This is a genomic window from Abyssogena phaseoliformis symbiont OG214, from assembly GCF_016592595.1.
Classification (GTDB): Bacteria; Pseudomonadota; Gammaproteobacteria; order PS1; family Pseudothioglobaceae; genus Ruthia.
In genome coordinates this window covers 1164505-1177177 of record NZ_AP012977.1, presented here as the reverse complement: position 1 = coordinate 1177177, position 12673 = coordinate 1164505, and the positions used below count along the sequence as shown (strand labels likewise).

14 protein-coding genes, 1 other RNA gene and 1 pseudogene are annotated in these 12673 nt (G+C 36.8%); 6 read left to right on the top strand and 10 right to left on the bottom strand.

The window, feature by feature from the left end:
- Positions 1–114 precede the first annotated feature (114 nt).
- From CVPH_RS07425 to CVPH_RS07410, 5 genes are all read left to right on the top strand, one after another.
- Positions 115–417 (top strand): hypothetical protein, encoded by a 303-nt coding sequence (locus CVPH_RS07425; protein ID WP_201341132.1) that lies wholly within the window; start codon positions 115–117, stop codon positions 415–417.
- A 13-nt stretch (positions 418–430) separates the two neighbouring features.
- Positions 431–616 carry a hypothetical protein gene (locus CVPH_RS07420; RefSeq protein WP_201341131.1) on the top strand — a complete coding sequence of 62 codons (186 nt, stop codon included), beginning with the start codon at positions 431–433 and terminating at the stop codon, positions 614–616.
- Positions 617–804: 188 nt separating this feature from the next.
- The gene (locus tag CVPH_RS10815) at positions 805–933 is read left to right on the top strand and encodes a hypothetical protein (RefSeq protein ID WP_281064628.1); all 129 of its coding nucleotides are present in this window, start codon (positions 805–807) and stop codon (positions 931–933) included.
- A gap of 39 nt (positions 934–972) precedes the next feature.
- Complete coding sequence (locus CVPH_RS07415) at positions 973–1359, top strand: hypothetical protein (RefSeq protein ID WP_201341130.1); 387 nt, start codon at positions 973–975, stop codon at positions 1357–1359.
- Positions 1343–1741, top strand: a complete 399-nt coding sequence (locus CVPH_RS07410) for a hypothetical protein (RefSeq protein WP_201341129.1) — start codon at positions 1343–1345, stop codon at positions 1739–1741. The genes CVPH_RS07415 and CVPH_RS07410 overlap by 17 nt, the downstream gene beginning before the upstream one ends.
- A gap of 193 nt (positions 1742–1934) precedes the next feature.
- On the opposite strand, the gene CVPH_RS07405 is transcribed toward CVPH_RS07410, so the two are convergent.
- Both CVPH_RS07405 and ssrS read right to left on the bottom strand, forming a co-directional pair.
- A complete protein-coding gene (locus CVPH_RS07405; RefSeq protein ID WP_201342453.1) occupies positions 1935–2486 on the bottom strand; it encodes a 5-formyltetrahydrofolate cyclo-ligase in 552 nt (183 codons plus the stop codon).
- 21 nt (positions 2487–2507) lie between these two features.
- Positions 2508–2688, bottom strand: a non-coding RNA gene (ssrS, locus tag CVPH_RS07400) — 6S RNA.
- A 155-nt stretch (positions 2689–2843) separates the two neighbouring features.
- Between ssrS and dbpA the strand changes: the two genes are divergently transcribed.
- Entirely contained in the window at positions 2844–4229 is a 1386-nt protein-coding gene (dbpA, locus tag CVPH_RS07395; protein WP_201341128.1) for an ATP-dependent RNA helicase DbpA, read from the top strand.
- A gap of 11 nt (positions 4230–4240) precedes the next feature.
- Here the strand turns inward: dbpA and CVPH_RS07390 are convergent, their stop codons facing one another.
- The 8 genes and pseudogenes from CVPH_RS07390 to CVPH_RS07355 all read right to left on the bottom strand — a co-directional run bounded on the left by CVPH_RS07390 (position 4241) and on the right by CVPH_RS07355 (position 12666).
- Positions 4241–4654: a hypothetical protein gene (locus CVPH_RS07390; RefSeq protein WP_201341127.1), complete on the bottom strand. Its 414-nt coding sequence runs from the start codon at positions 4652–4654 to the stop codon at positions 4241–4243.
- A 13-nt stretch (positions 4655–4667) separates the two neighbouring features.
- Positions 4668–6209 (bottom strand): bifunctional phosphoribosylaminoimidazolecarboxamide formyltransferase/IMP cyclohydrolase, encoded by a 1542-nt coding sequence (gene purH, locus CVPH_RS07385; RefSeq protein WP_201341126.1) that lies wholly within the window; start codon positions 6207–6209, stop codon positions 4668–4670.
- A gap of 48 nt (positions 6210–6257) precedes the next feature.
- Positions 6258–6488, bottom strand: coding sequence for a helix-turn-helix domain-containing protein (locus tag CVPH_RS07380; protein ID WP_201341125.1), 231 nt, complete (start codon positions 6486–6488; stop codon positions 6258–6260).
- A pseudogene (locus CVPH_RS07375) lies at positions 6485–7153 on the bottom strand (tRNA dihydrouridine synthase). The gene CVPH_RS07380 and the pseudogene CVPH_RS07375 overlap by 4 nt, the downstream one beginning before the upstream one ends.
- A gap of 307 nt (positions 7154–7460) precedes the next feature.
- Positions 7461–8015, bottom strand: coding sequence for a peptide deformylase (def, locus tag CVPH_RS07370; RefSeq protein WP_201341124.1), 555 nt, complete (start codon positions 8013–8015; stop codon positions 7461–7463).
- Complete coding sequence (nadB, locus tag CVPH_RS07365; RefSeq protein ID WP_201341123.1) at positions 8012–9571, bottom strand: L-aspartate oxidase; 1560 nt, start codon at positions 9569–9571, stop codon at positions 8012–8014. Before nadB ends, def begins: the two co-directional genes overlap by 4 nt.
- Positions 9572–9627: 56 nt before the next feature.
- The gene (locus CVPH_RS07360) at positions 9628–11955 is read right to left on the bottom strand and encodes an efflux RND transporter permease subunit (RefSeq protein WP_225879680.1); all 2328 of its coding nucleotides are present in this window, start codon (positions 11953–11955) and stop codon (positions 9628–9630) included.
- Positions 11956–12012: 57 nt separating this feature from the next.
- Complete coding sequence (locus tag CVPH_RS07355; RefSeq protein ID WP_201341121.1) at positions 12013–12666, bottom strand: protein-L-isoaspartate O-methyltransferase family protein; 654 nt, start codon at positions 12664–12666, stop codon at positions 12013–12015.
- Between the last annotated feature and the right edge of the window lie 7 nt (positions 12667–12673).

Sequence of the window (12673 nt, the reverse complement as noted above, 5' to 3'; positions counted from 1 at the left end):
GACTTTAAGGCAGTGCTTTATACCAAATGTTAGGTATTTCCATTTTTAAATGCCTTTCTATTTTTTTAAATGAATGTGGAGAAATAAGATGAAAAAAAATTCTAACTTTAGTTATTGCAAGTGTTTTTCAGTGGTTGTGGCGGTGGTGGAGAATCTACAACCCACATTAGTGGTAATATCGCAGATGGCTACCTTATAGGTGCCAAGGTTTGTGCAGATGCCAATAATGATAAAGTTTGTCAAGATTCTGAGCTGCAGACTACCTTGGGTGCAAAAGGTGCTTTTACCCTGCTTGCAGATGCGGCAAATAATCCCATTATTGCTGAGGTAACCACTTCCACTATTGATGAAGATACTGATGCTGTAGTGGTAAATGCCCATGTACTCTCTGCACCAAAGGGCAAGACATTTATTTAGCCCTATCACCACAATGATACAAAACAAAATTGATGCCAATCCAACACTAGATGCCGATTCTGCTGCCAAGTTGGTAAAAGTTGATTTAGGTATAAATACTAATGTTAATGCCTTATATGATGACTATGCTAGCGATGATAATAAAAATTCAATTGAATATAAAAAAAATATCAAACTGCGCAAGCAGTTGCTAGGCTGATGGGCGAAATTGAAAAAGCGCTAAAAACCCAATTTGAAACCTTGAGTTTAACATTAGATACCGAAATAACAAAACTCATTCAAAAGCAAGTATAAAATAAAATCGAATCATTAGCGAAAACTTTATTTGCCAATACCAATACTTTTATTAATACTGGCAATGAGGTAGATTATCATCAAGCAGATACAGTGGTAGAGGCTAATAGCAATGATTTTACTACTGAAATTGAGGCAAAATTTACCAATACTGATGAAGTTAATCGCCAAAAAGAGATTGCTAATCGTGACACCTCAAATGATAAACTTGACATAGCATAAAACTTTACTGACAAAGATTTATTTTTTGCTGCCGCTGAGGTGCAAGATGGATCATTCAAGGTTTATCTAGAGACTTGGACTGCTGACAAACTTTATAACTCTGACAGTAATCCTATCAGCACTATAGATTTTTCCAATGAGTATGCAACGCTAGATGAGGTAGCCGCTATTACTAAAATTAAAAATGAAATAGACTCAAAATCGCTGACCAATAATGCCGATGGCTCGGTTGAATTTTCTTTTAACAATGGAGGTAAAATTCTAGTTTTTAATGTAGCAAAACAATCTATTGCTGGGCTAACATTAAACTGTAATGAGTTGATTGCTAATGAATATGGTAAAAATATCGCTTGTAAAAGTGATGATTATAAAAACAAAACAGTAACTGTTGATAACAGGCTAGATTTATTTGAATCACCTACCTAGTGCTGGTGAGCATTTCTCTTATTGGAATAACGGAACTTCCTATTTCTTTTCAGCTGATGGCAAAAGTATTGAGGCATGTAATTGGGTGGATGATGAGAATGAAGAAACCACTAATGATTATTTAACCTGTCAAGATGAAAAACGCAATTTGGGTGAATTTACCTCTTATCAGCTAAGCTCAGGTGAGTCTGTATGGGTATATCCAGCGTTGGATTATGATAATAAAATTACAACAGAATACAAGCTAGTTTTCAAATCAGACGGATCAACTTATAACGTTAATACTGATGTAAGCATTTCTGCTGTAGATGCAGAAATAGAAACTTATTCTCCATTTAATTGGAGCGCTTATAAAAAGATTTTTACTGAATTTGCTAAGTAAATTCTTACTCTAAAAAATCTTAAACTTTTAAGCCTAGCAATTGCTAGGCTTTTTTTAATTTTGACGTTATTTATTTAACTGCCGAATTAATATGTAAGTCTCAAGAAAAATAAAAGCATCTTAGCGAGAGGGCTTAATTGTGGGAGGGTATTGTACTACTATCAGCTATCAGCTATCAGCTATCAGCTATCAGCTAATAGCTTTTAGTTGGGGTAATGACTATGTCAAGTGTTATATCCCAAGACCGACTATCAATCTTAGTAATTTGTTGACAATCAAAAGCCAGTCCATAGAGCTTAGGGTTGTTGTAGTTTGTTTGGTGTTTTTTAAAGGCTAAAGTGCGGTCGTAAAAACCACCACCCATACCAATACGATTTCTCTGCGCATCAAAACCTACGAGTGGCATAAAGATAACATCTAGTTGTTTGGCATTTAATGCCTCAGTAACAACAGGCTCATCGATACCAAACTTGTTTTTTTTAAATTCATTGCCAAGTTTTGCAAATTTAAGGATTTCATTGTCCAATTTTGGTAAATAGATACTAAAACCTTGTTTTTTTAAGAAATTAGTAATATATTTAGTATCAATTTCACCATCGTTTGGCAGGTAAATGGCAATTTTTTGCCCGCGTTTAAAAGTGACTAATTTTTGTGTTTGGGACAATAAGCGTTTGGCGAATCTTTCTCGGTTATTGTGATTAATAGCACGTCTTTTTTGTCTGAGTGTGAGTCTTAATGCTTGCATAATAAGCATTTTAACTTTTAAAAAAGATCCATTGTGCCGTGTTGAAAAAAACCTGAATCATAAGTTCAAGGTGGAAGTTTGAAGATTACCACAGGCTTCCCATTTCAAGATGGGCCTGATCAATAGCAAGCTATCGCATTTCCTGATGGTTTTATTTATCGGCTCAGGGGATATATATCAACCACAAACACAACAGACAAGTATTATTATTGTCCTTTTTTAGATGCTGTATTGAATTTTTTATAAAAAAAATGCATTTTTAGAATGAGTGAGGCTTGTTTTCAAGTTAGTGGTATGAGGGTTTTAGCATGAAAGATTGGCGTAAAATCTACCTCATGCTCATTGACCTTTATTATTTTGAACACGATTGATTTTTCTTCATTGGATTTACATCCAGATTCATTAAAAAATTTAAGCACCTTAGGCTATGATTCAATGACTCCTATTCAGCAGTTGAGCTTGCCAGCCATTTTATCTGGTAAAGATGTGATTGGCCAAGGTAAGACAGGTTCGGGCAAGACAGTGGCATTTGGATTGGGTTTGTTACAAAAATTAGATGTTAAATCGTTTAAAGTGCAATCCATTGTTTTGTGTCCAACTCGTGAGTTGGCTAATCAGGTGGCAGTTGAAATTCAAAAACTCGCCAGAGCCATTCATAACATTAAGATTTTAGCGCTGTTTGGTGGCACGCCCTTTGGGCCACAAATCGGCTCATTAGCCCATGGTGTACATATTGTGGTAGGTACGCCTGGACGCATTGAAGAGCATTTGCGAAAAGGCACGCTTAAATTGAATCAGGTTAGTACATTGGTATTTGATGAGGCAGATCGTATGCTAGATATGGGTTTTCAAGAATCCATTGATAATATTATTGAAACAATGCCCGTCAATCGACAAACTTTATTATTTAGTGCAACTTACCCAGATACCATTGCCAATATTGCGCAGCGTGTGATGAAGTCTCCTGTTATGGTTAAGGCACCATCAACACACGAAGAATCGACCATTAAGCAATATTTTTACAAAACCAATACGGATGATGAGCGCATGACAGCTTTGAGGCTTTTATTAGCAAAATACAAGCCTGAATCTAGTTTGATTTTTTGTAATACCAAGCGCGATGCACAAGAGGTTACTGATGAGTTAATTTATTACGGGTTTTACGCATTGGCAATGAGTGGTGACCTTGACCAACGAGAACGCGATCAAGCACTGATTAGATTTTCTAATAAAAGCGTATCTGTTCTTGTGGCAACTGATGTAGCAGCTCGTGGCTTGGATATTGACTCACTTGATATGGTGATTAATTTTAACATTGCTCATGATGGACAAGTCCATACACACCGCATTGGTCGTACTGGTAGAGCAGGATGTACTGGCATTGCTTGTACTTTGTATAGTGATAGAGAAACTTACAAACTCAATGCGTTGGATTTGGGCATTGAGGAAGAGATTATTCCTGACCCATTACCAAGTGAACATTACTTAAATAGACCCATTAAAAAACCACCCATGACAACCTTAAAGATAGATGGCGGTAAAAAACAAAAATTACGCCCAGGTGACATTGTGGGTGGGCTAACTGGACAAGGGGGTGTTGCTTTTGAGCAGATTGGTAAGATTAATGTACTTAGCCATTGGTCTTATGTTGCGGTCAGTTCAGAATTGGTTAAAACTGCATTAAAAAAGATAAGTCATGATAAATTAAAAGGCAGGTCGTTTAAAGTAAGAATTCTTTCATAAATATTTAGCATTTAAGGATTGTCAATAGATTCAACGTTTAGTATTTCCCAATTATCTATCTGATAGCTGACAAGATACCCGCTAAGGCGTTTTAATATTTGGGTTTTAATTTCACTGGGTAATTGAAATACTCGATTGCATTGAGGATAGCCACTTATGTTTTGATAATTATTGTCTGCAATAACCGCTTCTTTGGTTAGTTTGATATTAGAGAACGCACCTGCCAACACCTCACTAATGAATTCAGGCTTAACCAAGGGATAATAACCCATTGAGTCATATTTTTTTACCATATTCACCCAATCCTCTATCGCTGTCTTTAAATCTTTAGTCTTTTTGTATTCTTGTGCAAGCGCATCAAGCTTACCATCAGTGATGGACATCGTATTTATTTGTGGGTAGACTTTAATTGTTTCGACTGACATAGTTGTTTTCCAGTTAATGTTTAAAGTGACGCATGCCTGTAAATACCATTGCAATGCCATGCTCATTTACTGCTTTTATAACTTCGGCATCACGTATTGAACCGCCTGGTTGAATAATGGCTTTAATGCCAGCTTGTGCTGCTACGTCAATACCATCCCGAAATGGGAAAAAGGCATCGGATGCCATTACGCAGCCTTTAACGCTGAGGGACTCGTCAGCTGCCTTAATGCCAGCGATTTTGGCAGAGTAGACTCTAGACATTTGACCCGCACCAACACCAATGGTCATCTGGTTTTTAGTGTAAACAATGGCGTTTGATTTAACTGCTTTGGCGACTTTCCAAGCAAATAATAAGTCTTTAATTTGGTCTTTGGTGGGTGTTAAATTACTGACGCATTTAATATCATCTTTTGTGATAACGTTCAAGTCCTTATCTTGTACTAGTAAGCCACCAGTCACACGCTTGTAATCTAGCGAAGGGTTCGCTGTGTTTAAATCGCCACACTCTAGTACGCGTATATTTTGTTTGGCTGATAACACTTCTTTAGCATCATCATCAACATTAGGTGCAATAATGACTTCAACAAACTGACGCGCAATAATGCGTTGTGCTGTCTTTTTGTCTAGGTTGCGATTAAAGGCAATAATGCCACCAAATGCTGAAGTTGGATCGGTTTTAAAAGCGTCATCGTAAGCATTAAAAATGTCATCACGCACGGCAACACCACATGGATTGGCGTGCTTAACAATCACGCAACATGGCTCATCAAAACTGCGCGCACATTCAAGTGCTGCATCTGCATCTGCCATATTATTGTATGACATTTCCTTGCCTTGGCATTGTGTTGAGGACGCTACGCAAGCCTCGGTGATATTATTCTCAACATAGAATGCAGCATTTTGGTGTGGATTTTCCCCATAGCGCATTGATTGAACCTTGTTAAATTGCAGATTGATGGTGTTAGAAAAACTATCTTTTCCTTTGCCTAAATAATTAGCAATAGCACCGTCATAAGCTGCGGTATGTTCAAATGTTTTAAGAGCTAGTTTGGTTCGAGTTTCAAGCGTGGTATTGCCTGATTTACTAATTTCACTCATGACTTTTTGATAATCTGTACCATCTACTACAACTGTCACAGATGCATGATTTTTAGCACTTGATCTTAGCATTGCTGGGCCGCCAATATCAATATTTTCAATCGCATCTTCCAACGTGCAGTCAGCCTTAGCAATCGTTGCTTGGAATGGATAAAGGTTAACCACAACCAAATCAATTGGCTTAATGTCATTTTCTGCCATCACGCCTTCATCAAGCCCACGGCGCGCTAAAATGCCGCCATGAATTTTAGGATTAAGGGTTTTAACGCGACCTGCCATCATCTCAGGAAACCCTGTATAGTCTGATACTTCAATGACTGGAATATGATGCTCATTTAACAGTTTGGCTGTGCCGCCTGTGGAAATAATTTCGATATCTTTACTTGCTAAAAATTGGGCAAAATCAATCAATCCAGTTTTATCAGAAACACTGATTAAGGCGCGTTGTATAGACATTTTATTCCTTTAAAATTTGATAGGCGGTTAAGAAATAATTATAAAGTGTTAGAGTTTGTATCGTTGAATTTTTTTCTTTAATGTGCCACGGTTAATACTTAGAATTCTTGAAGCCTCGCTTTGATTATTATTGACAAAGTCAAGCACAAATTTAATCACAACAGATTCTACATCATTGATGACCATTTTATGCACGCCACTTGCTTTCTCGCCATCCAGTTGTTTAAAGTAACGTTTAAGTTTTGCATTGATGCAGGCTGGTAAATCAGTTGAACTCATAGTTGTTGCAGGTAATTTTCAAGTAGGTTGAATTGTTGTTTTTGGTTATTAATTCGGTTAACGCTTTGCCAAAATTGCTGGGCATATTTTCTATCAAGGTGCGTAGCATACCAAAAAATATGCTTTCTGGCGAGCCTTAAACCTAAAAAATCGCCATAAAATTGTTGAATATGGCTAAGAATGACTTGCTTTTTAAGCTCAAGTGGGACAGTTTGGGCATGTTGTCCAGTTTTTAGAAAATGGACAATTTCATGAATAAGCCAAGGGTTTCCTTGTGTTGCTCTGCCAGCCATAACCCTGCTTGCGCCTGTATATTCCAGGACCTGCTTAGCTTTATCTGCACTGGTAATATCGCCATTGGCAATCACTGGAATATTAACTTGACGCACCACATCCTTAATGGTGTGATATTTTGCCTCGCCTTTGTATTTAGACTCCTAAATTTTACCATGTATGCTGAGCATTTGAATGCCAACTTTTTGTGCAATTTTGGTGATAGTTGGGGCGTTTTTATGGCTAACATCCCAGCCAATTCGCATTTTTAAGGTTACTGGAATATCAACTGCCTTGACAACAGATTCTAAAATATCTTGAACCAGCTGCTCATCTTGCATTAGTGCAGAGCCTACTGCTTTGTTACAGACTTTTTTGGCAGGACAATCCATGTTGATATCAACAATGTGTGCACCAAATTTAACTGCTTTTTTGGGCAGATTTTGCTAATTCTAAAGCACTAGAGCTAGCTGTTTGAATGCTAATTGGCGCTGTTTCTTCTGCAAAGTCTAAGCGGTATTTGGACTTATTAGTATCCAGTAAATGATTTTGCAGTACTACTATTTCTGAGGTTGCTCATACCGCACTTTGGGATTTGCACAACAGCCTAAATGGCTTGTCACTAGTGCCCCAGTCATGGGCTGCCCAAAGTAATACTTGAGAATTGAGCTTGTACGAACCAATTTGGATTAACACAGATTAGCCTTTAATTATCTTTTTTGTTTTCTCTAGTAGGCGTTTTTTCTTAAGTTTGGATAAATAATCAACAAACAAAATACCTTTTAAATGATCCAATTCATGCTGGATGCAAATGGCAAGTAGCCCTGTTGCTTGTAAGGTAAATACCTCGCCTTTTTCGTTGAGCGCTTCAACTTTAATATGATTAGCGCGTTGTACTTCTGCTTGAAAATCTGGCACGGATAAGCAGCCTTCAGTGTGTTTTTCTTGTCCGTCTTTTTCTTTAATTTTTGGGTTAATAAAACACAAAGGGTAATGTTTTTGTAGCTGCTTGTGCGAGCTATTTTGGTGATTTTTTAATAATAATTGATAGGCATTTTGCGAGTCTGGCACATCAATCACCACCACTTGTAAATGTTGGTTAACTTGAGTAGCAGCCAAGCCGATACCATCTTTAGCATACATGGTTTCAAACATGTCTTTGATTAAAGTTTGTGTGGTTCCATCAATCACGTCCACGTGTTTGGCTTTGGTTCTTAGGCGTTTATCAGGGTAGTTTAAGATGGGTAGAATCATGATTTTTTAATGATGGTGTTAGTTGCTTGGTTTGCTTGTTGTGGGTAGTCCTCATTGTAATGCAATCCTCTGCTTTCTGTTCTGGAAATTGCAGATTGAACAATTAATTGTGCAGATTGAACAAGGTTTCTTAACTCAATTAAATCACTAGAAATTAAATAAAGTTTGTAATAATCGTTTACCTCTGCTTGAATTTGGTCAAGGCGGTACTGTGCATATTTTAAGCGTTTGTTAGAGCGTACAATACCAACAAAATTCCACATAATACGGCGAATTTCATCCCATAAGTGAGATACCACTACTTTTTCTTTTGAAGGCGCTGCTTTGGAGGCATCCCACTGGCTAAATTTTTTATGCGCTAATGTTGTTGATTGTTGGTTGATATGATTGGCACAAGATTTAGCAAATACCACACATTCTAACAAAGAATTACTCGCCATACGATTAGCACCATGCACGCCTGTGTATGCTACCTCGCCAACGGCATATAGATTGCCCACATTGGTTTGACTATTAAGATTGGTTTGCACACCGCCACAAGTGTAATGCGCTGCAGGTACAACAGGAATAGCATCTATAGCGATATCAATACCAAGTGATTGACACTTTTTATAAATAGTTGGGAAGTGTTGCTTAATCCAATTTTTGTCTTTAAATGAAATGTCTAAATAAACACAATCAAGCCCATGGATTTTTATTTGCGCATCAATTGCACGAGCAACAATATCACGAGGCGCAAGTTCCTCTCGACTATCAAATTCATGCATAAAAGTTTTACCATTTGGTAAAATCAGTTTACCACCTTCGCCACGAAGTGCCTCGGTAATTAAAAAAGATTTTGCATGTGGATGGTAAAGACAAGTAGGGTGGAATTGGGTAAATTCCATATTGGTAATAACACATTTTGCTCGATACGCCATGGCAATACCATCACCTGTTGAGGTGTCTGGGTTAGAGGTATAAAGATAAGCCTTTGATGCACCACCTGTGGCAATAATGGTTTTATGGGAAATAAAACTTTCAACTTGGTGAGTATTTTTATTAAGAATATAAGCGCCATGGCAATCGTGGGATTTGATTAATAAATCAATGGCAATATAATTTTCAAAAAGCGTTATGTTATTTTTTTCTTTAACGCTTTTGAGCAAATTAATTTGGATTGATTGCCCTGTTTTATCAGCAATATGCACCACTCTTCTATGGCTATGACCACCTTCAGTGGTTAAGTGGTAATTATCTTTATCTTTGGTAAATTCAACACCTGAGCGTTCTAATGAGGCAATGGCTTTAGGTGCATTTTCAACCATAAAGCGGATGGCAGTTTTATCGCCCAAGCCTTTCGCAGTTGATAAGGTATCTTGTACGTGTGTGGTGAAATTATCATTTATATCTAGCACGGCAGATATACCGCCTTGTGCATAGTATGAGCTGCCTTCTAATAGTTTATCTTTGGCAATCAATGCAATGTTTAAATCATCTGATAACTGTAGTGCGCTCATTAATCCTGCGCTACCTGTACCAATGATTAGAACGTCAAAATGTTGTTGTTTTGACATAGATATTAACGATAAATGAACACTACTGGCATAATCTTTTTTGATTCGTTAGCGTCTTATGGGTTAATTTTTGGTTTTACCATTAGTATTAATTTAGGCAGTAGAGTTAAATTAGCAAGTAGCGCACTAAGCATTGCAATGGCAGTAAATACGCCAAAGTAAATACTGGGTATAAAGTTAGACAAGGCTAAAATTAAAAAGCCCATTGTTACCGTAATTGACGTATAAAACATTGCCAAACCAATACTGGCATGAGAGCGATACATCGTCGCCATATAGTCCTTATCTTTTTTAAATTCATCTTTAAAACGATGAATGTAATGAATAGCATTATCAACACCAATACCAATGGCAATTGCTGAAATGGTGATGGTCATTAAATCCAATGGAATATTTAATAGCCCCATAATACCAAGAATAAAAAGCGACGGCAAGGTGTTTGGAATTAGTGCAAGAATAGACAAACTAATCGATTTGAAAATAAACAAGAACATGATAAAAATCATCACAAATACCACGGCAATGGTCTTGATTTGCGAATCAAATAAACTTTGTAGCATGTTGTTATACAAAACAAACATGCCACTTAAATGAAAACTGTCTGGCTTAAACCCAAGATTAGTAGAAATATGGCGTTGGATTTTATCAATTAACTCGCCGCGCTTTAATTCTTTATTAGTTTCTAGAATGCGGATAACCATTCTGAGTTGCCCACTGTCCTCAGATAAATAAGGGTACAACACTTGTGTTTTAGCACTTTCAGGCAGTTGAGAACGGACAATGTTTAAGAAAAATCCATTAAGCGCTTCATCATTGTTGGCTTGGGTTAAGAGTTGCATTAGGGTGTCAATTGACAAAACCTTGCCAGTTTCTTGCAAAGAATCAAGATATTGATGAACCTCATATATCTCATCACGCAAATCTTCATCAAACCAATAGTCTTCTGCTAAATCGTCAAAAATAATTTCCAGCGGAATGGTACCACCCAGTTTTTTATCAATTAAGGTTAATCCTTGGTTAATTTCTGTATTTTTTTTAAAATAATCAATAAAACGGTTCTCAACACTAAGTTTACTAACCCCAAACCCAGCACCTATGATAAATATTATCAATACCACTAACAAGTGATTGCCAAATTTTTCTACAAATTTGGCCAGTGAAGTGGTGACACTTAGTTCGGTTTTGTGTTTTGCAATTTTTGCTTTTGGTAATAAACTCATGATTATCGGAAAAGCAAGAAATGATAATATTAGGGCAATGGTGACACCAATTGACATCATCCAGCCAAAATCAATTACGGGTCTAATGCCACTAATAAGCAAAGAGCCAAAAGCCACAAACGTGGTTAAAGTTGTAAAAAGACAAGGCTTAAACATTTGTGACAAAGTATCTTTAATAAGCTGGTTCGAGTCAAGTTCTGGGTTGAGCTGGGCAATTTCTCTATATCTAACCACAAGATGAATAACCACAGAAAGTGTCATCACCAGTAATAATGAGAAAAAGTTAGATGAAATAACGGTAACTTTCCAGCCTAAATAAGCCAAAACACCTGTCATGATAAGTGCACTGACAATGCTAATGCCAATTGGCATAATGACCCAGCGAATGCTTTTGAAAATAATCGCTAAAATTAGGCTCATAAGTCCAATAACTGCCAAGCTAAATATAATCAAATCGCTACTAATATAAGCCACAATATCAGTAGTTATCATAGGCAAACCACCCAAGAATAAATGGGCTTTGTCTGAATATTGGCTAATAGTAGTTCGAATTTGGGCAATTGTTTGCGCTTGTAATTCGCTCTGAGCAGCGGCATTCTTTAAAACTTGCTTTTCGATGATTTTAAGTTTTAATTGCTGGTCATCTGACAATTTATTATTAGCCCTTTGAATGCGCATTTTGTCACGACTTTCACGTAATTCTTTAAATTTCTGACTGTCTCTTAGAGCGACTAAAATAGCGGTTGTTTTGCCGTCTTTGCTGACTAAATTATTAGCATATAAAGGTGAATTTTTAAATTCATCATTGGCTAAAGCCAAATTAGCATTACCATTATCAATACTAATACTTTTACTAGCTAAATCTGCTAAAGATAAGGGAGGTGATCTAAAGAGTGGAACATCTAAAATAGTCGTCACCGATTTGACTTGGTTAATTGCGGTTAAATCCTGTCTAAATTTTTTAAGATGGTTGAGTTGCGCAGGTGCTAATAAATTGTCTTCAACCTGATAGGAAATGACTAAATAATCATCAGACCCATAATTTTTTTTAATACTTTGGTAGTAACGTAGGTTTTCATCACCTTCTAGCACTAAAGAATCTGAGGAGGCGTCCAGTTGAAAATCAGGAATTTGAGCAATAAAAAATACAGCAACTAGTGACAAAAGTACAAGTCCTAATAAGGCTTTTTTCAGAACAAAGTTAAAAAACACATTCATGGTTTAAAACTCAAAACTGGCTGATGACTCTAACCCTTGCATGGGATCTAATTGTGTTTCAAATAAGGATTTTGTATCCCATTTATGCTCACTGATGCGAGTAATTAATTTTGCACTCATGATATTGCCAGCACCTTCAATCACAAAGATTCTACCACCTACATTTAATAAGTGAAAGTAACGACCTGTAATTTTAGGTACCGAACTACCAACAATAACCACATCAAAAAAATCATCAGAATGCCAGCCCTTTGAAGCATCCCCCACTTTTAAATTAACATTACCAATCCCCAATGCATTAATTTTTTCTTGGGCGCTATGACTAAGTGTCTCATCAATTTCAATACTGGTTACAGATTTGCATAATTTTGACAGAACAGCCGTTAAATAGCCACTACCCGTACCCACTTCTAGCACAGTTTCATGTTTTTGAATATTAAGCGTATCCAATAAGCGCCCTTCAATCTTTGGAAAAAGCATTTTTGCTTTACTAGTCAGCGGAATTTCAATATCTGCAAAGGCAAGGTTTTTATATTTCTCTGGCACAAAATTTTCTCTTGGCGTATCTTTAAGTGCATTATTAGCAATATAATTTAACCCACCCCAAGGGCGAATTTGTTGTTCGATGACGTTTCTTCTTGCTTGCCTTGTATTCATAATCTTT

Bases quoted from the DNA above. Each gene is read 5' to 3' on its own strand.
- CVPH_RS07380 (WP_201341125.1), bottom strand. From the start codon at position 6,488: ATGAGTTCAACTGATTTACCAGCCTGCATCAATGCAAAACTTAAACGT.
- nadB (WP_201341123.1), bottom strand. From the start codon at position 9,571: ATGTCAAAACAACAACATTTTGACGTTCTAATCATTGGTACAGGTAGC.
- CVPH_RS07420 (WP_201341131.1), top strand. From the start codon at position 431: ATGATACAAAACAAAATTGATGCCAATCCAACACTAGATGCCGATTCT.
- def (WP_201341124.1), bottom strand. From the start codon at position 8,015: ATGATTCTACCCATCTTAAACTACCCTGATAAACGCCTAAGAACCAAA.
- CVPH_RS07405 (WP_201342453.1), bottom strand. From the start codon at position 2,486: ATGCAAGCATTAAGACTCACACTCAGACAAAAAAGACGTGCTATTAAT.
- purH (WP_201341126.1), bottom strand. From the start codon at position 6,209: ATGTCTATACAACGCGCCTTAATCAGTGTTTCTGATAAAACTGGATTG.
- CVPH_RS07390 (WP_201341127.1), bottom strand. From the start codon at position 4,654: ATGTCAGTCGAAACAATTAAAGTCTACCCACAAATAAATACGATGTCC.
- CVPH_RS07355 (WP_201341121.1), bottom strand. From the start codon at position 12,666: ATGAATACAAGGCAAGCAAGAAGAAACGTCATCGAACAACAAATTCGC.